General features: G+C 41.2%; 17 protein-coding genes. 15 read left to right on the forward strand and 2 right to left on the reverse strand.

Annotated features, from left to right (window positions below):
- Window positions 1-109: 109 nt before the first annotated feature.
- The 6 genes from HT679_RS05095 (at window position 110) to HT679_RS05120 (ending at window position 8,510) form a co-directional block, all read left to right on the forward strand.
- A complete protein-coding gene (locus HT679_RS05095) occupies window positions 110-2,548 on the forward strand; it encodes a glycyl radical protein (RefSeq protein ID WP_173213324.1) in 2,439 nt (812 codons plus the stop codon).
- Between the two features lie 18 nt (window positions 2,549-2,566).
- Entirely contained in the window at window positions 2,567-3,235 is a 669-nt protein-coding gene (locus HT679_RS05100) for a fructose-6-phosphate aldolase (RefSeq protein WP_049524614.1), read from the forward strand.
- 17 nt (window positions 3,236-3,252) lie between these two features.
- A complete protein-coding gene (locus HT679_RS05105) occupies window positions 3,253-4,341 on the forward strand; it encodes a glycerol dehydrogenase (RefSeq protein ID WP_173213327.1) in 1,089 nt (362 codons plus the stop codon).
- Between the two features lie 349 nt (window positions 4,342-4,690).
- Window positions 4,691-7,192 carry a leucine--tRNA ligase gene (gene leuS, locus HT679_RS05110; protein WP_173213329.1) on the forward strand — a complete coding sequence of 834 codons (2,502 nt, stop codon included), beginning with the start codon at window positions 4,691-4,693 and terminating at the stop codon, window positions 7,190-7,192.
- Between the two features lie 194 nt (window positions 7,193-7,386).
- Entirely contained in the window at window positions 7,387-8,082 is a 696-nt protein-coding gene (locus HT679_RS05115) for a GNAT family protein (protein WP_173213331.1), read from the forward strand.
- Window positions 8,083-8,093: 11 nt separating this feature from the next.
- A complete protein-coding gene (locus tag HT679_RS05120; protein WP_173213333.1) occupies window positions 8,094-8,510 on the forward strand; it encodes a GNAT family N-acetyltransferase in 417 nt (138 codons plus the stop codon).
- 825 nt (window positions 8,511-9,335) lie between these two features.
- Here HT679_RS05120 and HT679_RS05125 read toward each other — a convergent pair.
- Entirely contained in the window at window positions 9,336-9,428 is a 93-nt protein-coding gene (locus tag HT679_RS05125; RefSeq protein ID WP_000970382.1) for a type I toxin-antitoxin system Fst family toxin, read from the reverse strand.
- A 318-nt stretch (window positions 9,429-9,746) separates the two neighbouring features.
- The gene (locus HT679_RS05130) at window positions 9,747-9,839 is read right to left on the reverse strand and encodes a type I toxin-antitoxin system Fst family toxin (protein WP_000969509.1); all 93 of its coding nucleotides are present in this window, start codon (window positions 9,837-9,839) and stop codon (window positions 9,747-9,749) included.
- A gap of 133 nt (window positions 9,840-9,972) precedes the next feature.
- On the opposite strand from HT679_RS05130, the gene ruvB reads away from it, so the two are divergent.
- The 9 genes from ruvB (at window position 9,973) to HT679_RS05175 (ending at window position 21,231) form a co-directional block, all read left to right on the forward strand.
- Window positions 9,973-10,971 carry a Holliday junction branch migration DNA helicase RuvB gene (ruvB, locus tag HT679_RS05135; RefSeq protein ID WP_319946277.1) on the forward strand — a complete coding sequence of 333 codons (999 nt, stop codon included), beginning with the start codon at window positions 9,973-9,975 and terminating at the stop codon, window positions 10,969-10,971.
- Complete coding sequence (locus HT679_RS05140; protein ID WP_173213335.1) at window positions 10,952-11,524, forward strand: nucleotidyltransferase family protein; 573 nt, start codon at window positions 10,952-10,954, stop codon at window positions 11,522-11,524. The genes ruvB and HT679_RS05140 overlap by 20 nt, the downstream gene beginning before the upstream one ends.
- Before the next feature lie 344 nt (window positions 11,525-11,868).
- Window positions 11,869-12,627: an isoprenyl transferase gene (locus HT679_RS05145; protein ID WP_166736646.1), complete on the forward strand. Its 759-nt coding sequence runs from the start codon at window positions 11,869-11,871 to the stop codon at window positions 12,625-12,627.
- A gap of 8 nt (window positions 12,628-12,635) precedes the next feature.
- Complete coding sequence (locus HT679_RS05150) at window positions 12,636-13,439, forward strand: phosphatidate cytidylyltransferase (RefSeq protein ID WP_049524343.1); 804 nt, start codon at window positions 12,636-12,638, stop codon at window positions 13,437-13,439.
- A gap of 21 nt (window positions 13,440-13,460) precedes the next feature.
- Complete coding sequence (gene rseP / locus HT679_RS05155; protein ID WP_173213337.1) at window positions 13,461-14,720, forward strand: RIP metalloprotease RseP; 1,260 nt, start codon at window positions 13,461-13,463, stop codon at window positions 14,718-14,720.
- Window positions 14,721-14,732: 12 nt separating this feature from the next.
- Window positions 14,733-16,586 carry a proline--tRNA ligase gene (locus HT679_RS05160; protein WP_173213339.1) on the forward strand — a complete coding sequence of 618 codons (1,854 nt, stop codon included), beginning with the start codon at window positions 14,733-14,735 and terminating at the stop codon, window positions 16,584-16,586.
- Between the two features lie 98 nt (window positions 16,587-16,684).
- Window positions 16,685-18,064, forward strand: coding sequence for a 6-phospho-beta-glucosidase (gene bglA / locus HT679_RS05165; RefSeq protein WP_173213341.1), 1,380 nt, complete (start codon window positions 16,685-16,687; stop codon window positions 18,062-18,064).
- 190 nt (window positions 18,065-18,254) lie between these two features.
- On the forward strand, window positions 18,255-20,063 hold the full coding sequence (gene glmS / locus HT679_RS05170) for a glutamine--fructose-6-phosphate transaminase (isomerizing) (protein ID WP_173213343.1): 1,809 nt from the start codon (window positions 18,255-18,257) through the stop codon (window positions 20,061-20,063).
- A 118-nt stretch (window positions 20,064-20,181) separates the two neighbouring features.
- On the forward strand, window positions 20,182-21,231 hold the full coding sequence (locus tag HT679_RS05175) for an LLM class flavin-dependent oxidoreductase (RefSeq protein WP_173213345.1): 1,050 nt from the start codon (window positions 20,182-20,184) through the stop codon (window positions 21,229-21,231).
- The last annotated feature ends 114 nt before the right edge of the window (window positions 21,232-21,345 follow it).

The following is a 21,345-nucleotide window of genomic DNA, read 5'->3' on the forward strand; positions in this document are numbered from 1 at the left end:
AAAATTAGAGAGTTAAAGTTTTTCTAGTTAAAAGCTTGAAATTCTCTAAAAAATCAGGTATTATATTTTCGAAAGAAACAAAAATATTTTCGAAAGAAAGGTGCTTACGATGGTAAATACAGAAGTAGCAAGAACAACAATCAAGACAGAATATTTTGGCAGCCTTACTGAAAGGATGAACAAATATCGAGAAGATGTTTTAAATAAAAAACCTTATATTGATGCTGAGAGAGCAGTTCTAGCAACACGCGCTTATGATCGATATAAGGAACAACCTAATGTCCTAAAACGCGCCTATATGCTGAAAGAAATTTTGGAAAACATGACTATCTATATTGAAGAAGAATCTATGATTGCGGGAAATCAAGCTTCTTCCAATAAAGATGCTCCTATTTTTCCAGAATATACGCTAGAATTTGTTCTCAATGAGTTGGATCTTTTTGAAAAGCGTGATGGAGATGTTTTCTATATTACTGAAGAAACAAAAGAACAACTTAGAAGTATTGCTCCGTTTTGGGAAAATAATAATTTACGTGCTAGAGCTGGTGCCTTGTTACCTGAAGAAGTGTCTGTTTATATGGAAACAGGATTCTTCGGTATGGAAGGTAAGATGAATTCTGGAGATGCTCACTTAGCAGTTAACTATCAGAAACTGTTGCAATTTGGTTTAAGAGGTTTTGAAGAGCGAGCTCGTAAAGCGAAAGCAGCTCTAGATTTAACGGATCCAGCAAGTATTGATAAATATCATTTTTACGACTCTATATTTATCGTAATCGATGCTATTAAAGTATATGCAAATCGCTTTGTTGCTCTTGCTAAAAATTTAGCCGAAAATGCAAATCCTAAACGTAAGAAAGAATTACTTGAGATTGCAGATATTTGCTCTAGAGTCCCATATGAACCGGCAACTACTTTTGCAGAAGCTATTCAATCAGTCTGGTTTATTCAATGTATTTTACAAATTGAATCTAATGGCCACTCTCTTTCATATGGTCGTTTTGATCAATATATGTATCCATATATGAAGGCTGATTTAGAAAGTGGTAAAGAAACAGAAGATAGCATTGTTGAACGTCTGACAAATCTTTGGATTAAGACAATTACAATTAATAAGGTTCGCAGTCAAGCACATACATTTTCTTCAGCAGGAAGTCCTTTATATCAAAATGTTACAATTGGTGGACAGACTCGAGATAAGAAGGATGCTGTTAACCCATTATCTTATTTGGTATTAAAATCAGTTGCACAAACCCATCTGCCGCAGCCTAATCTAACTGTACGTTACCATGCAGGTTTAGATGCTCGTTTCATGAATGAGTGTATTGAAGTGATGAAACTTGGTTTTGGTATGCCTGCATTTAATAATGATGAGATTATTATCCCTTCTTTTATTGCAAAAGGAGTATTGGAAGATGATGCTTATGATTACAGTGCCATTGGATGTGTTGAAACGGCAGTTCCAGGGAAATGGGGCTATCGTTGCACGGGTATGAGTTACATGAACTTCCCTAAAGTTCTACTTATCACGATGAATGATGGAATTGATCCAGCTTCGGGGAAACGGTTTGCACCAAGCTTTGGGCATTTTAAGGATATGAAGAACTTTTCTGAATTAGAAAACGCTTGGGATAAAACACTAAGATACTTGACACGAATGAGTGTTATTGTTGAAAATTCTATTGATTTATCATTGGAACGAGAAGTTCCTGATATTCTATGCTCGGCATTGACTGATGATTGTATTGGTCGTGGAAAACACCTTAAAGAAGGTGGAGCAGTATATGATTATATATCAGGTTTGCAAGTTGGAATTGCAAATTTGTCGGATTCATTAGCTGCAATTAAAAAGTTAGTATTTGAGGAAGAACGTATAAGCCCAAGTCAACTTTGGCATGCATTGGAAACAGATTATGCCGGAGAAGAAGGTAAAGCCATTCAAGAAATGTTGATTAATGACGCTCCTAAGTACGGTAACGATAATGATTATGCTGATAATTTAGTTACTGCTGCTTATGACATTTATGTTGATGAAATTGCTAAATATCCTAATACACGTTATGGAAGAGGACCTATTGGAGGAATTCGTTATTCAGGAACATCTTCTATCTCAGCCAACGTAGGGCAGGGACGTGGGACATTAGCAACTCCAGATGGCCGCAATGCAGGTACACCGCTAGCAGAGGGTTGTTCACCATCACATAATATGGATCAACACGGCCCTACATCTGTTTTAAAATCTGTTTCAAAATTACCAACAGATGAAATTGTAGGTGGGGTTCTCTTAAATCAGAAAGTAAATCCTCAAACGTTAGCCAAAGAAGAAGATAAATTAAAACTAATTGCTTTGTTACGAACATTCTTTAATCGTTTACATGGGTACCATATTCAATACAATGTTGTTTCCAGAGAGACGTTGATTGACGCTCAGAAACATCCTGAAAAACACAGAGATTTAATTGTTCGTGTTGCAGGATACTCTGCATTCTTCAATGTTCTTTCTAAGGCAACCCAAGATGATATTATAGGACGTACTGAGCATACTTTGTAAAATAAAGAGGTTCTTTTTATGGAATTTATGCTTGACACATTAAATTTAGATGAGATTAAAAAGTGGTCTGAAATTTTACCGCTAGCTGGGGTAACTTCAAATCCCACTATTGCAAAAAGAGAGGGTTCTATTAATTTTTTTGAACGAATCAAAGATGTAAGAGAATTGATTGGCTCTGCACCCTCTATTCATGTTCAGGTGATTTCTCAAGATTTTGAAGGCATCTTAAAGGATGCTCATGAAATTCGGAGACAAGCAGGAGATGATATATTTATCAAAGTACCTGTTACTCCAGCTGGATTACGTGCAATAAAGGTGCTAAAAAAAGAGGGCTACCCTATCACTGCAACAGCTATTTATACAGTTATTCAGGGATTATTAGCTATCGAAGCAGGAGCGGATTACCTAGCTCCATATTATAATAGAATGGAAAATCTGAACATTGATTCAAATTCTGTCATTCGTCAATTAGCTCTTGCTATTGATAGACAGAACTCTCCTAGTAAGATTTTAGCTGCATCCTTTAAAAATGTAGCACAAGTAAATAATGCTTTAGCTGCAGGTGCGCATGCTGTTACAGCAGGAGCAGATGTTTTTGAATCAGCTTTCGCCATGCCATCTATCCAAAAGGCGGTTGATGATTTTTCTGACGACTGGTTTGTTACTCAAAATAGTCGTTCCATTTAGATAGAGAGGAAACAAACATGAGAATTTTTGCTAGTCCTTCGAGATATATTCAAGGGGAAAATGCCTTGTTCGAAAATGCCAAATCAATATTGGATTTGGGAAATCGTCCGATTCTATTATGCGATCAGTTGGTTTATGATATTGTTGGAAAACGATTTGAAGATTACCTACATAGGTATGGTTTCCATATTGTTCTAGCCCAGTTTAATGGTGAAGCTTCTGACAATGAAATCAATCGAGTTGTTGCCTTGGCTGAGAAAGAAAATTGTGATAGTATTATCGGGCTCGGTGGTGGAAAGACGATTGATAGTGCAAAAGCTATTGCAGATTTGATTGAAAAACCTGTTATTATTGCTCCAACAATTGCATCGACCGACGCACCTGTATCTGCTTTATCTGTTATTTATACAGATGAAGGTGCATTTGATCATTATCTATTTTATTCTAAAAATCCAGATTTAGTTTTGGTTGATACAAAAGTTATTTCACAAGCTCCTAAGCGTTTATTAGCGTCTGGTATTGCAGATGGTTTAGCAACTTGGGTTGAGGCGCGTGCAGTTATGCAGGCAAATGGAAAAACTATGTTGGGACAAGAACAAACGTTGGCTGGAGTTGCAATTGCGAAGAAATGTGAAGAAACGCTGTTTGCAGATGGTTTACAGGCTATGGCAGCTTGTGAAGCTAAAGTGGTGACACCAGCATTAGAAAATATTGTTGAAGCTAATACTCTATTGAGTGGCCTAGGTTTTGAAAGTGGAGGATTGGCTGCGGCGCATGCAATTCATAATGGTTTTACTGCATTGACGGGTGACATTCATCATTTAACACATGGTGAAAAAGTAGCTTATGGAACTTTGGTACAACTTTTATTGGAAAATAGACCTAAAGAAGAACTTGATAAGTATATTGAGTTTTACAAAAAAATTGGTATGCCAACAACTCTAAAAGAAATGCATTTGGATCAAGTTGGATATGATGATTTAATAAAAGTTGGTAAACAAGCAACTATGGAGGGTGAGACAATCCATCAGATGCCGTTTAAGATTTCGCCTTCAGATGTTGCACAAGCCATTATCGCTGTAGATGCATATGTAAATTCGCAATAAACAATAGAGACTACTGTTTTACAAATGGTAGTCTTTTATTTATCCTCATATTGTATCCGAAGCTCTTTATAAATCAGGAAGTAATACAGGTTGTCAGCTATTTATTGTAAATACATTAATTAGTATTCCAGTCTTATCTTCGGTCTAAAATAAGTATTTTGTGCTATACGAGATAAGCTTCTTGGTTTACTCCTTGATTTTCTGCATAACAATGGGATAAAAAGTGGGAGATAGGGCAAGTCATAGTAATCAAAATTAATGAAATACAGTATACAGTTTTTTCTTTTAACACATTTCAAATTCCCTCAAAAATGGTATAATAGTAACATCACAAAATTGGAGAGAGACCATGAGTTTTTACAATCATAAAGAAATTGAGCCTAAGTGGCAGGGCTACTGGGCAGAACATCATACATTTAAGACTGGAACAGATGCGTCAAAACCTAAGTTTTATGCGCTTGATATGTTCCCTTATCCATCTGGAGCAGGTCTGCACGTAGGACACCCAGAAGGTTACACAGCAACGGATATCCTCAGCCGTTACAAACGTGCGCAAGGCTACAATGTCCTTCACCCAATGGGTTGGGATGCTTTTGGTTTGCCTGCAGAGCAATACGCTATGGATACTGGTAATGACCCAGCAGAATTTACAGCTGAGAACATTGCCAACTTCAAACGCCAAATCAATGCGCTTGGATTTTCTTATGACTGGGATCGTGAAGTCAATACAACAGATCCAAACTACTACAAATGGACTCAGTGGATCTTCACCAAGCTTTACGAAAAAGGCTTGGCCTATGAAGCGGAAGTGCCAGTAAACTGGGTTGAGGAATTGGGAACAGCCATCGCCAACGAAGAGGTTCTTCCTGACGGAACTTCTGAGCGTGGAGGCTATCCAGTTGTCCGCAAGCCAATGCGCCAATGGATGCTCAAAATTACGGCCTACGCAGAGCGCTTGCTCAATGACTTAGATGAACTTGATTGGCCAGAGTCTATCAAGGACATGCAACGCAACTGGATTGGGAAATCAACTGGTGCCAATGTAACTTTTAAAGTTAAGGGAACCGACAAGGAATTCACCGTCTTTACCACTCGTCCTGATACCCTTTTCGGTGCGACTTTCACTGTTTTGGCTCCTGAGCATGAACTAGTAGATGCCATCACAAGCACAGAGCAAGCAGAGGCAGTAGCAGACTACAAACACCAAGCTAGCCTTAAGTCTGACTTGGCTCGTACAGACCTTGCCAAAGAAAAAACTGGTGTTTGGACTGGTGCTTATGCCATCAACCCTGTCAATGGCAAGGAAATTCCAATCTGGATTGCGGATTACGTTCTTGCTAGTTATGGAACAGGTGCCGTTATGGCTGTACCTGCCCATGACCAACGTGACTGGGAATTTGCCAAACAATTTGACCTTCCAATCGTAGAAGTACTTGAAGGTGGAAATGTAGCAGAAGCTGCCTACACAGAGGATGGTCTTCATGTCAATTCAGACTTCCTAGATGGACTCAACAAAGAAGACGCTATTGCCAAGATTGTGGCTTGGTTGGAAGAAAAAGGCTGTGGACAAGAGAAGGTTACCTACCGTCTCCGCGACTGGCTCTTTAGCCGTCAACGTTACTGGGGTGAACCAATCCCAATCATTCATTGGGAAGATGGAACTTCAACAGCTGTTCCTGAAAATGAACTGCCGCTTGTCTTGCCTGTAACCAAGGATATCCGTCCTTCAGGTACTGGTGAAAGTCCACTAGCTAACTTGACAGATTGGCTTGAAGTGACTCGTGAAGATGGTGTCAAAGGTCGTCGTGAAACTAACACTATGCCACAATGGGCAGGTTCAAGCTGGTACTACCTCCGCTATATTGATCCACACAATACTGAGAAATTGGCTGATGAGGACCTTCTCAAACAATGGTTGCCAGTAGATATTTACGTGGGTGGTGCAGAGCATGCCGTTCTTCACTTGCTTTACGCTCGTTTCTGGCATAAATTCCTCTATGACCTCGGTGTCGTTCCAACTAAGGAACCATTCCAAAAACTCTTTAACCAAGGAATGATTTTGGGAACAAGCTACCGTGACCACCGTGGGGCTCTTGTGGCAACCGATAAGGTTGAAAAACGTGACGGTTCTTTCTTCCATGTGGAAACAGGGGAAGAGTTGGAGCAAGCACCAGCCAAGATGTCTAAATCTCTAAAGAACGTTGTCAACCCAGACGACGTGGTGGAACAATACGGTGCTGATACCCTTCGTGTCTATGAAATGTTTATGGGACCGCTTGATGCTTCAATCGCTTGGTCTGAAGAAGGTCTGGAAGGAAGCCGTAAGTTCCTTGACCGTGTTTACCGTTTGATTATGAGTAAGGAAATCCTTGCGGAAAACAATGGCGCTCTTGACAAGGTCTACAATGAAACAGTCAAATCTGTCACTGAGCAAATCGAGTCTATGAAATTCAACACAGCTATTGCCCAACTCATGGTCTTTGTCAATGCGGCTAACAAGGAAGACGAACTCTATGTGGACTACGCCAAAGGATTTATCCAATTGATTGCACCATTTGCTCCTCACTTGGCAGAAGAACTCTGGCAAACAGTTGCGGCAACAGGTGAGTCAATCTCTTACGTGGCTTGGCCAACATGGGACGAAAGCAAATTAGTTGAAGACGAAATCGAAATCGTTGTCCAAATCAAAGGTAAAGTCCGTGCCAAACTCATGGTCGCTAAAGATCTATCACGCGAAGAATTGCAAGAAATTGCTCTCGCTGATGAAAAAGTCAAAGCAGAAATTGACGGTAAGGACATCGTGAAAGTGATTGCAGTACCTAACAAACTCGTTAATATCGTCGTTAAATAACGAGTTTATTAGCTCTATCTGCCACCTTCAATAGTCCACTGGACTATTGAAGCTAACTAAATTGGTTAATATTGTTGTGAAATAAGATAGGAATCCTTTAGAGTAGAATCTGGGGGATTTTTTGAATCTTCTTATGAAAGTATGATATACTATGGGCAACTATAAAGTTTGGAAAGCAAAACAAGGGGAAAGTTATGCCAGTAAATGAATATGGTCAAATGATTGGTGAGTCAATGGAAGGTTATACACCAGGTGAATTGCCTTCTATTGATTTCTTAGAAGGGCGATATGCTCGAATAGAAGCTCTTTCAGTGGAAAAGCATGCGGAGGATTTGCTAGCTGTTTATGGTCCGGATACTCCTCGGGAGATGTGGACATACCTCTTTCAGGAACCAGTGGCAGATATGGAGGAGTTGGTTACCCTTTTAAATCAGATGTTGGCTCGTAAGGACCGTTTTTACTATGCAATCATAGATAAGGCAACTGGTAAGGCTTTGGGAACTTTTTCTCTAATGCGTATTGACCAGGATAACCGAGTAATAGAAGTGGGAGCTGTCACTTTTTCTCCAAAACTCAGGGGGACACGGATAGGGACAGAAGCCCAGTATCTCTTGGCTTGCTATGTCTTTGAGGAGCTTAACTATCGTCGCTATGAGTGGAAATGCGATGCTCTTAACCTGCCATCAAGGCGAGCTGCAGAACGTTTGGGCTTTATTTATGAAGGAACCTTCCGTCAGGCAGTGGTTTATAAGGGGCGTACGAGGGATACGGATTGGTTGTCTATGATTGATAAGGACTGGCCAAAAGTCAAAGCTCGATTGGAATCATGGCTGACTCCTGAAAATTTTGATAAAAATGGACGACAGTACAAGAGCTTGAGAGAATTTTAAGAGGTGGTGACATGATTACTATTAAAAAGCAAGAAATTGTCAAGCTAGAGGATGTTTTGCATCTCTATCAGGCTGTCGGTTGGACAAATTATACAAATCAACCTCAGATGCTGGAGCAGGCCTTGTCTCATTCATTAGCGATTTATGTGGCACTTGATGGTGATGCTGTGGTGGGCTTGATTCGTTTGGTTGGAGATGGATTCTCATCAGTATTGGTTCAGGATTTAATCGTTTTACCAATCTATCAGCGCCAAGGGATTGGTAGTGCCCTAATGAAAGAGGCTTTAGAGGATTACAAAGATGCCTATCAAGTCCAGCTGGTGACAGAAGAGACAGAAAAAAACGTGGGATTTTATCGTTCTATGGGCTTTGAAATCTTATCCACCTATAATTGTATAGGAATGACTTGGATGAATCGAGAAAAATAATAAAACCTGTTTTTCTTAAGCAAAGTTTAAGGATGATCTAGTATTATATAGTTATTAAATAAAGACCTCCTAACTTTATTTAATGAAATCCTAAAACTTTTTTCATCATAATCTCCTAATGAAGCCACCCAATCAGGTGGCTTTTTTGTGGGGTGAGGTGATGGTAATAGAAATTTTTTGAAAAATGGTAGAATTTGAAAAAAGTTAAGCTAGTTTTAAGCTTCGTCTTGTATCATATAGTTATTAAATAAAGACCTCCTAACTTTATTTAATAAAATCCTAAACTTTTCTTTTTCATCATAATCTCCCTTAACTTCACCCAATCAGGTGGAGTTTTTTGGCTCTATTTCAGGCTTTTGAGGAGTTTTCTAAACATCATTTTCCGATATTTTCCGGTATTTTTCGGATTTTGGTTGGGGAATTGGCGGGGACTTTTTAGGAAATATGACTAAGAAATAGGTTTGCTGTTACTTCAGCTACTTCAAACTCAATTTGATTGTAAGTGACTGTTAATTGAAGGACTGGAACTGCTGTAATAATGATTTTGCTTGTCCAGTAGTGGCGTATTAAATGAGGAGTGACATGTAAGATTTTCTATTCGTTTACTAAATCAAAATTTCTATGAAATTGATAGAATCCCTAACTTTCTCTTAAACTTGAAAGTCTTGTTGTAAAGCGGTTAAAGCTTGAGAAGCTGAGAATATAAACCTTTGACAAATTTTGTGAACTATGGGATAATAAAAGGGAATTGAGTACTAGTTCTATATCATAGGCTAGAAAAGACCCCAAGCTCACGACCAAATAAGCTTGAGGTCTTTTTTGACACTATTTGTCCTTGTTTAGCCATTTATCTACTAAGCGAAGAACGACACCGACCACAATTGGTCCGATGATAGTTTTGAGTACTAATTCCATCATGGGCTATCTCACCTCCTTTCGTAGGCGGTGTAGCAGTGCCGTATAATATTATACCACATAAATGTTAAACTCGGGAGTCACCCAATCAGGTGGAGTTTTTTGGCTCTATTTCAGGCTTTTCGGGAGTTTTCTAAACATCATTTTCCGATAACTTTCGCAATCTTGAAAGTCTTGTTGTACAGAGGTTTAAGAGAATATAAACCTTTGACAAATTTTGTGAACTATGGGATAATAAAAGGGAATTAAGTATTGTGTCTATATCATAGGCTAGAAAAGACCCCAAGCTCACGTCCAAATAAGCTTGGGGTCTTTTTGACACTATTTATCCTTGTTTAGCCATTTATCGACTAAGCGAAGAACGACACCGACCACAATTGGTCCGATGATAGTTTTAAGTATTGTATCCATCATGGGCTATCTCACCTCCTTTCGCAGGCGGTGTAGCAGTGCCGTATAATATTATACCACATACGTGCTAAACTCGGGAGTCACCCAATCGGGTGGCTTTTTTGTTTGTGGCTTGGTTTTTTGATATAATAGAGCCATGAGTAGAATTTTAGACAATGAGATAATGGGGGATGAAGAGTTAGTAGAACGCACGCTCCGTCCTCAGTATTTACGTGAATATATCGGGCAGGATAAGGTCAAGGATCAGCTCCAAATCTTTATCGAAGCTGCCAAAATGCGGGATGAAGCGCTGGATCATGTCCTTTTATTTGGACCTCCAGGTTTGGGGAAAACGACCATGGCCTTTGTTATTGCCAACGAACTGGGTGTCAATCTCAAGCAGACGTCTGGGCCTGTCATTGAAAAAGCCGGAGATCTAGTAGCGATTTTGAATGACTTAGAGCCTGGGGATGTTCTCTTTATTGATGAGATTCATCGCTTGCCCATGTCGGTGGAAGAGGTGCTTTATAGTGCCATGGAGGACTTTTACATTGACATCATGATTGGTGCTGGTGAAGGTAGTCGCAGTGTTCATTTGGAGTTGCCACCTTTTACCTTGATTGGTGCGACGACTCGGGCTGGTATGCTCTCAAATCCGCTACGGGCACGTTTTGGAATTACAGGTCATATGGAGTATTATGCCCATGCTGATTTGACGGAAATTGTTGAGCGGACGGCAGATATTTTTGAGATGAAAATCACTCATGAGGCAGCATCCGAGTTGGCCTTGCGTAGTCGTGGAACCCCTCGTATTGCCAATCGTCTCCTCAAGCGCGTGCGTGATTTTGCCCAGATAATGGGGAATGGGGTGATCGATGATCTTATTACCGATAAGGCTTTGACCATGCTGGATGTTGACCATGAAGGTTTGGACTATGTGGACCAAAAAATCCTTCGGACCATGATTGAGATGTACGGTGGTGGCCCTGTTGGTCTAGGAACTCTTTCTGTTAACATAGCAGAAGAGCGTGAGACAGTGGAGGACATGTATGAGCCCTACTTGATTCAAAAAGGTTTTATCATGCGTACGCGGTCTGGACGGGTGGCGACTGCTAAGGCATATGAGCATTTGGGGTATGAGTACAGTGAAAAATAAGCAAGAAATTCTAGAGGCTTTTAGAAAAAATCCAGATATGATGACTATTCTGACTATCATCCGAAACCTGGAGTTGACAGATTCCTGGTTGGCAGCGGGTTCTGTCAGAAATTTCATCTGGAATCTCTTGTCAGACAAATCCCCTTTTGACTGTGAAACAGATGTAGATGTGATTTTCTTTAATCCAGATATTTCTTATGAGGAAACCTTATTACTGGAGAAAAAGCTACGAGAGGATTCTCCTCAGTACCAATGGGAGTTGAAAAATCAGGTCTATATGCATCAGCACAGTCCTCACACTGCTCCCTATACCAGTTCTCGTGATGCTATGAGTAAGTATCCAGAACGATGTACGGCTGTTGGACTACGCTTGAATGAAGAATCCGCTTTGGAACTCTATGCACCTTATAGTTTGGAGGATATTTTGAATTTTCAAGTTCGTCCAACTCCTCATTTTTTAGAGAATCAAGACCGAATGAAGCTCTATCAAACACGATTATCCAAGAAAAATTGGCAGGAGAAATGGAAAAATTTGATTTTTAAAAATACTTAAGGAAACTTTAAGCTAGGAAGTGTATACTAAGTCCATAAGTTAAGAAGACCTTAACTTAAACTCCTAAAACTTTTTCATAATAATCTCCCTATAAAAAATAAAGTCGCCAAATCAGGCGGCTTATTTTTTTGGAAATGGGCTTTGTGCCTGAGAATAATACTCAATGAAAATCAAAGAGCAAACTAGGAAGCTAACCGCAGGTTGCTCAAAACACTGTTTTGAGGTTGCAGATAGAGCTGACATGGTTTGAAGAGATTTTCGAAGAGTATAAATAGCTTAGTGATAGAAGAAAATGAGGAAATATGGTATAATGAAACGATAGATTTTTGAATAGGAATAAGATCATGTTTGGATTTTTTAAGAAAGATAAGGCTGTGGAAGTAGAGGTTCCGACACAGGTTCCTGCTCATATCGGCATCATTATGGATGGCAATGGCCGTTGGGCTAAAAAACGTATGCAACCGCGAGTTTTTGGACACAAGGCGGGCATGGAAGCATTGCAAACTGTGACCAAGGCAGCCAACAAACTGGGCGTTAAGGTTATTACGGTCTATGCTTTTTCTACGGAAAATTGGACCCGTCCAGATCAGGAAGTCAAGTTTATCATGAACTTGCCAGTAGAGTTTTATGATAATTATGTTCCAGAACTACATGCGAATAATGTTAAGATTCAAATGATTGGGGAAACGGACCGCCTGCCTAAGCAAACTTTTGAAGCTCTGACCAAGGCTGAGGAATTGACTAAGAACAACACAGGTTTGATTCTTAATTTTGCCCTCAACTATGGTGGACGTGCTGAGATTACACAGGCTCTTAAGTTGATTTCTCAGGATGTTTTAGATGCCAAAATCAACCCAGGTGACATCACAGAGGAATTGATTGGCAACTATCTCTTCACCCAGCATTTGCCTAAGGACTTACGAGATCCGGACTTGATTATCCGGACTAGTGGGGAATTGCGTTTGAGTAATTTCCTTCCATGGCAGGGAGCCTATAGTGAGCTCTATTTTACGGACACCTTGTGGCCTGATTTTGACGAGACAGCCTTGCAGGAAGCCATTCTTGCCTACAATCGTCGTCATCGCCGATTTGGAGGAGTTTAGGAGGAAATATGACACAGGATTTACAGAAAAGAACCTTGTTTGCAGGAATTGCCCTGGCTATTTTCCTACCGATTTTGATGATTGGGGGACTCTTGCTTCAGATAGCAATTGGAATCATAGCTATGCTAGCCATGCATGAACTTTTGAAGATGAGAGGTCTAGAGACCATGACGATGGAGGGCCTCTTGACCCTCTTTGCAACCTTTGCCTTGACCATTCCCTTGGAGAATTACCTGACTTTTTTGCCAGTTGATGGGAATGTGGTTGCTTATAGTGTTTTGATTTCAATCATGTTAGGAACGACCGTTTTTAGCAAGTCTTATACAATTGAGGATGCTGTTTTCCCGCTTGCTATGAGTTTCTATGTGGGCTTTGGTTTTAATGCTCTATTAGATGCTAGAATTGCAGGTTTAGATAAGGCATTATTAGCCTTGTGTATTGTTTGGGCAACAGACAGTGGTGCCTATCTTGTTGGGATGAACTATGGGAAACGAAAATTAGCTCCGACAGTTTCTCCAAATAAAACCTTTGAGGGGGCCTTGGGTGGTATTTTAGGCGCTATTTTAGTAACTATCATCTTTATGATTGTTGACAGCACAGTCGCTCTTCCGTATGGAATTTACAAGATGTCAGTCTTTGCTATTTTCTTTAGCATTGCTGGACAATTTGGTGACTTACTAGAAAGTTCGATTAAGCGTCACTTTGGTGTTAAGGATTCTGGGAAATTTATCCCTGGACATGGTGGTGTTTTGGATCGTTTCGATAGTATGTTGCTTGTATTTCCAATCATGCACTTGTTTGGACTCTTTTAATCAAAAGACGGAGGAAATACTATGCTCGGAATTTTAACCTTTATTCTGGTTTTTGGGATTATTGTAGTGGTGCACGAGTTCGGACACTTCTACTTTGCCAAGAAATCAGGGATTCTAGTGCGTGAATTTGCCATTGGCATGGGACCCAAGATCTTTGCTCATATTGGCAAGGATGGAACGGCCTATACCATTCGCATCTTGCCTCTGGGTGGCTATGTTCGCATGGCTGGTTGGGGTGATGATACAACTGAAATCAAGACAGGAACTCCTGTCAGTTTGACGCTTACTGATGATGGTAAGGTTAAACGCATCAATCTTTCAGGTAAAAAATTGGATCAAACAGCTCTTCCTATGCAGGTGACCCAGTTTGACTTTGAAGACAAGCTCTTTATCAAGGGCTTGGTTCTGGAAGAAGAAAAAACATTTGCAGTGGATCACGATGCAACGGTTGTGGAAGCAGATGGTACTGAGGTTCGGATTGCACCTTTAGATGTGCAATATCAAAATGCAACTATCTGGGGCAAACTGATTACCAACTTTGCAGGACCTATGAATAACTTTATCTTAGGTGTCGTTGTTTTCTGGATTTTAATCTTCATGCAGGGTGGTGTCAGAGATGTCGATACCAACCAGTTCCATGTCATGCCTCAAGGGGCTTTGGCTAAGGTGGGAGTACCAGAAACGGCACAGATTACCAAGATTGGTTCACATAAGATTAGCAACTGGGAAAGTTTGATTCAGGCTGTGGAATCAGAAACCAAAGATAAGACGGCCCCAACCTTGGATGTGACTATTTCTGAAAAGGGTAGTGACAAACAAGTTACGGTTACTCCGGAAGAAAGTCAAGGCCGTTACCTTCTAGGTGTTCAACCGGGGATTAAGTCAGATTTTCTATCCATGTTTGTAGGTGGTTTTACAACTGCTGCTGACTCGGCCCTCCGAATTCTCTCAGCTCTGAAAAATCTGATTTTCCAACCGGATTTGAACAAGCTAGGTGGACCTGTTGCCATCTTTAAGGCAAGTAGTGACGCTGCTAAAAATGGAATTGAGAATGTCTTGTACTTCTTGGCAATGATTTCCATCAATATCGGGATTTTTAATCTTATTCCGATTCCAGCCCTGGATGGTGGTAAGATTGTGCTCAATATCCTAGAAGCCATCCGCCGCAAACCATTGAAACAAGAAATTGAAACTTATGTCACCTTGGCCGGAGTGGTCATCATGGTTGTCTTGATGATTGCTGTGACCTGGAATGACATTATGCGACTCTTTTTTAGATAATCGAGGAATATTATGAAACAAAGTAAAATGCCTATCCCAACGCTTCGCGAAATGCCAAGCGATGCTCAAGTTATCAGCCATGCTCTTATGTTGCGTGCTGGTTATGTTCGCCAAGTATCTGCAGGTGTTTATTCTTACCTACCACTTGCTAATCGTGTGATTGAAAAAGCTAAAAATATCATGCGCCAAGAATTCGATAAGATTGGTGCAGTGGAGATGTTGGCTCCTGCCCTTCTCAGTGCAGAATTGTGGCGCGAATCAGGTCGTTACGAAACTTATGGTGAGGACCTTTACAAACTAAAAAACCGTGAAAAATCAGACTTTATCCTAGGTCCAACTCACGAAGAAACCTTTACAGCTATTGTCCGTGATTCTGTTAAGTCTTACAAGCAATTGCCACTTAACCTTTACCAAATCCAGCCTAAGTATCGTGATGAAAAACGCCCACGTAATGGACTTCTTCGTACACGTGAGTTTATCATGAAGGATGCTTATAGTTTCCACGCTAACTATGATAGCTTGGACAGTGTTTATGATGAGTATAAGGCTGCTTATGAGCGTATTTTCACTCGTAGTGGTTTAGACTTCAAGGCTATCATTGGTGACGGTGGAGCCATGGGTGGTAAGGACAGCCAAGAATTTATGGCCATTACACCTGCTCGTACAGACCTTGACCGCTGGGTTGTCTTGGACAAGTCAGTTGCCTCATTTGACGAAATTCCTACAGAAGTGCAAGAAGACATCAAGGCAGAATTGCTCAAATGGATGGTCTCTGGTGAAGATACCATTGCTTACTCAAGTGAATCTAGCTATGCGGCTAACTTGGAAATGGCAACAAACGAGTACAAACCAAGCAACCGTGTTGTCGCTGAAGAAGAAGTGACTCGTGTTGCAACACCAGATGTTAAATCAATCGATGAAGTTGCAGCCTTCCTCAACGTTCCAGAAGAACAAACGATTAAAACCCTCTTCTACATGGCAGATGGTGAGCTTGTTGCAGCCCTTCTAGTTGGAAATGACCAACTCAACGAAGTCAAGTTGAAAAACCACTTGGGAGCAGATTTCTTTGACGTTGCTAGTGAAGAAGAAGTGGCAAATGTTGTTCAAGCAGGATTTGGTTCACTTGGCCCGGTTGGTTTGCCAGAGAATGTTAAAATCATTGCAGATCGTAAGGTGCAAGATGTTCGCAATGCAGTTGTCGGTGCTAACGAAGATGGCTACCACTTGACTGGTGTGAACCCAGGCCGTGATTTTACTGCAGAATATGTGGATATCCGTGAAGTTCGTGAGGGTGAAATTTCTCCAGACGGGCAAGGAGTCCTTAACTTTGCGCGTGGTATTGAAATTGGTCACATCTTCAAACTCGGTACTCGCTATTCAGCAAGCATGGGAGCAGATGTTTTGGATGAAAATGGCCGTGCTGTGCCAATCATCATGGGATGTTACGGTATCGGTGTCAGCCGCCTCCTTTCAGCAGTGATGGAACAACACGCTCGTCTCTTTGTTAACAAAACGCCAAAAGGTGAATACCGTTACGCATGGGGCATCAACTTCCCTAAAGAATTGGCACCATTTGATGTGCATTTGATTACTGTCAATGTCAAGGACGAAGAAGCACAAGCTCTGACAGAAAAACTTGAAGCAAGCTTGATGGGAGCTGGTTACGAAGTCTTGACAGACGACCGTAATGAACGTGTCGGAGTCAAATTCAGCGATAGTGACTTGATTGGATTGCCGATTCGTATCACTGTTGGGAAGAAAGCGGCTGATGGCATCGTAGAAGTGAAGATTAAAGCGACTGGTGATACCATCGAAGTTCATGCAGATAACTTGCTCGAAACGCTTGAAATTCTCAGCAAGAAATAAAAACTATAATCAGAAGAAAAACAAGGAAAAAATGTAACTAGTTTTTACCTTGTTTTTTCTGTATAATGGGAAAAATGAGTAGATAAAGAGGTAAATGTATGCTAAGATTTCCAAAGGATTTTGTCTGGGGATCCTCTACTTCTGGACCACAAACAGAAGGACGTGTAGCTGGTGACGGTAAGGGAGATAATCTCTGGGATTATTGGTACCAAGTGGAGCCAAATCGTTACTATAATGGGATTGGTCCAGATAAGACATCGACCTTTTATGAAAATTGGGAACAGGATATTGAGCTACTGGTAGAAACTGGTCACACAGCCTTTCGGACTTCTATTCAATGGTCACGGATTTTTCCACAAGGGCGTGGGGAAGTCAATGCTCAAGGTGTGGATTTCTATCGTAAGGTTTTTGAGGCTATTAAGGCTAAAGGAATTCGTCTTTTAGTCAATCTCTATCATTTTGATCTGCCTTTTGCTCTTCAAGAAGATGGGGACGGTTGGGAAAATAAGGCGACTGTCTCAGCCTATGAAGACTATGCTCGTTTTTGTTTTGAGACTTATGGAGATTTAGTGGATCAATGGATTACCTTTAACGAGCCAATCGTTCCAGTAGAATTTGGATATTTTTACGATGCCCATTATCCACATAAGGTGGATGCAGAAGCGGCGGTTAAAGTAGCTTATCATACACAATTGGCCAGCAGTCAGGCGGTTAAGGCTTGTCATGAACTTTTGCCAGATTCCAAGATTGGGATTGTCCTCAACTTGACACCGGCTTATCCACGTAGCCAGCATCCTGCTGATGTCAAGGCTGCTCGTATTGCGGATCTCTTTCAGGCCCAATCTTTCTTAGATCCGTCTGTTTTGGGGACTTATCCACAGGAGTTGGTAGAAATCTTGCATGAACACGGTCTCTTGCCTGATACTACGGAGGAAGAGTTGGAGCTCATTCGTGAAAATACAGTGGATTTCCTTGGTGTCAACTACTATCAGCCTTTGCGTGTTATGGCACCTCGATTTGCTAAGCATCCAGAGAGTCCACTCTTACCCGAACATTTTTACGAGCCTTATGTGATGCCTGGACGTAAAATCAATCCTCATCGTGGCTGGGAGATTTATGAGCAAGGGATTTATGACATTGCCCAAAATATCAAGGAAAATTATGGTAATATCGAGTGGATGTTGACAGAGAATGGTATGGGTGTTGAAGGAGAGGAAAAATTCCGTCAAGATGGGATGATTCAAGATGATTATCGTATTGACTTTGTAAAAGGTCATCTTCGTGAACTGCACCGTGCCATTGAAGACGGAGCCAATTGTAAGGGCTACTTAATTTGGACCTTTATCGATTGCTGGTCATGGCTCAACAGCTATAAAAATCGCTATGGTTTGGTCGAATTAGACTTGGAAACGCAAGAACGTCGTCTGAAGAAATCAGGGCACTGGTTCAAGGAATTAAGCGATAATAATGGATTTTAAAAAGGACTCTGACTGATTATCCTAATTGGTCAGAGTTTTTTGCTTACAGGAGATGAATTTTAACTATACCAATTTTAACTCTTGACAAGTGAAAGAAACAAGTATATACTGTTTTTGCTGATTCTATAAAAGAGGAATTAGACTATACCAATTTAAGGAGAAAGCACAGCTTGCCTGTGTCGTATATACTATGTGTGGAATTGTTGGTGTTGTTGGAAACACAAATGCAACTGATATTTTGATTCAAGGGCTTGAAAAGCTCGAATACCGTGGCTATGATTCTGCGGGGATTTTTGTCTTAGGTGGTGCTGAGAACCATTTGGTGAAGGCTGTTGGTCGTATTGCAGAATTGTCTGCTAAGACAGCTGGTGTTGAGGGAACAACTGGTATCGGACATACTCGTTGGGCAACTCACGGGAAACCAACTGAGGACAATGCTCACCCACACCGCTCTGAGACTGAACGTTTTGTTTTGGTGCACAATGGGGTGATTGAAAACTACCTTGAAATCAAGGAAGAATACCTTGCAGGTCACCATTTCAAGGGGCAAACAGATACTGAAATCGCCGTTCATTTGATTGGAAAATTTGCGGAAGAAGAAGGCCTCTCAGTTCTTGAAGCCTTCAAAAAAGCTCTTCACATCATCCGTGGTTCTTATGCCTTTGCCTTGGTTGACTCACAAGATCCTGAAGTTATCTACGTAGCTAAGAATAAATCACCACTTTTGATTGGTCTTGGGGAAGCCTACAACATGGTCTGCTCAGATGCGATGGCTATGATTCGTGAAACCAACCAATATATGGAAATTCATGACCAAGAATTGGTAATCGTCAAGGCTGATAGTGTCGAAGTTCAAGACTATGATGGCAACAGTCGTGAGCGTGCTAGCTATACTGCAGAACTTGACTTGTCAGATATCGGTAAAGGAACTTACCCTTACTACATGCTCAAGGAAATTGACGAGCAACCAACGGTTATGCGTAAACTCATCCAAGCCTACACAGATGAGGCTGGTCAAGTTGTCGTAGACCCAGCTATCATCCAGGCTGTTCAAGACGCAGACCGTATCTACATTCTTGCAGCTGGAACATCTTACCACGCAGGATTTGCTTCTAAGAAGATGTTGGAAGAATTGACAGATACACCAGTTGAACTGGGAATCTCATCTGAGTGGGGCTACGGTATGCCACTTCTCAGCAAGAAACCACTCTTCATCTTTATCAGCCAGTCTGGTGAAACAGCGGATAGCCGTCAGGTTTTGGTTAAGGCTAATGAAATGGGAATCCCAAGCTTGACAGTGACAAACGTCCCAGGTTCAACTCTTTCTCGTGAAGCTAACCATACCATGCTTCTTCATGCAGGTCCTGAAATTGCCGTGGCATCAACAAAGGCTTATACAGCACAAATCGCAGCCCTTGCCTTCCTGGCAAAAGCAGTCGGAGAAGCAAATGGCAATGCTAAAGCGCAAGCCTTTGACCTGGTTCATGAGTTGTCAATCGTAGCTCAGTCTATCGAATCAACTCTTTCAGAGAAAGAAACCATTGAAGCCAAGGTTCGTGAGCTTCTTGAAACAACTCGCAATGCCTTTTATATTGGGCGTGGTCAAGATTACTATGTAGCCATGGAAGCAAGTCTCAAACTTAAAGAGATTTCTTACATCCAGTGTGAAGGCTTTGCGGCAGGAGAACTCAAGCATGGAACCATTGCCTTGATTGAAGAAGGAATACCTGTTTTGGCCCTCTTGTCAGATCCAGTCCTTGCCAACCATACTCGTGGAAATATCCAAGAGGTCGCAGCCCGTGGTGCCAAGGTTCTCACTATCGCAGAAGAAAATGTTGCTAAAGAGACAGATGATATCGTCCTTACGACTGTACACCCTTACCTCTCACCAATTTCAATGGTCGTGCCAACGCAATTAGTCGCTTACTTTGCAACACTTCACCGTGGTCTCGATGTGGACAAACCACGTAACCTTGCTAAATCAGTAACGGTAGAATAAGCTAAAAAAGTCTAGTTATCTAGGCTTTTTCTTGTGAGCAAATTGGTTGCCTGTACTCAAGATTCGTGTTAGAATAATTTTTCAAATTGAAGGACAGAAATAGACAGGGAGAATCACAATGGTAGAATTGGGAATTTCAACATTTGGGGAAACAACGGAGCTTGAAGGGACTGGGCAAACTTACAGTCATGCCGAACGCATTCGTCAGTTGGTGGCAGAGATTGAACTAGCTGACAAGGTTGGCTTGGATGTATATGGGATTGGTGAGCACCATCGAGAGGATTTTGCGGTATCTGCGCCAGAGATTGTCCTGGCAGCTGGGGCAGTCAATACCAAGAAAATTCGTTTGACCAGTGCAGTCAGCATTCTCTCGAGCATGGATCCGATTCGCTTGTTCCAACAGTATGCCACTATCGATGCTTTGTCAAATGGACGTGCGGAGATTATGGCCGGAAGGGGTTCTTTCACGGAATCTTTTCCCTTGTTTGGATATGATTTGAAAGACTACGAAGCCCTCTTTGATGAGAAATTAGACTTGCTTCAGTTAGTCAATGAAAAGACCAAGCTAGACTGGAAAGGGCGATTGACCCAAACACTCTCTGGCAAAGAAGTCTATCCTCGTCCAGTTCAGGACAAATTACCCTTGTGGATAGCGACAGGTGGTCATGTCGAATCAACAGTGAAGATTGCTCAGGAAGGCCTACCGATTGTCTATGCCATTATTGGTGGCAACCCTCGTTATTTTAAAAAGTTGATTCAGGCTTATCGTGAGATTGGGAGCGAAGCGGGTTATGCTAGCCAGGAACTAAAGGTTGGAGCTCATTCTTGGGGTTGGATTGCTGAAGATAGCGAGCAGGCTGTAAAAGATTATTTCCATCCGACCAAGCAAGTGGTGGATGCAATTTCCAAAGACCGTCCACACTGGCATGAATTGAGTTATGAGCAATATTTGGAGCAAGTTGGGCCAAATGGTGCTATGTTTGTGGGAAATCCAGATCAGGTGGCAGAAAAATTGATTCGCATGATTGAGGATTTAGATTTGGACCGTTTCATGCTCCATCTACCGCTTGGTTCCATGCCTCATGACCAAGTCCTGAGAGCTATTGAACTCTTCGGCACGCAAGTGGCTCCAAAAGTACGGGCTTATTTTGCCATGAAAGAGGCTTAATAAAAAATCCTAATCAGGCTGATTAGGACGACAAATATTGTACAAAAAATAATCCCCCGAGCGTTAATGCTTGGGGGATTTTTCTATAGGAGGGCTAGTTTAGTTCTCTTTTTT

The organism is Streptococcus sp. 4886 (genome assembly GCF_013276485.1).
Classification (GTDB): domain Bacteria; phylum Bacillota; class Bacilli; order Lactobacillales; family Streptococcaceae; genus Streptococcus.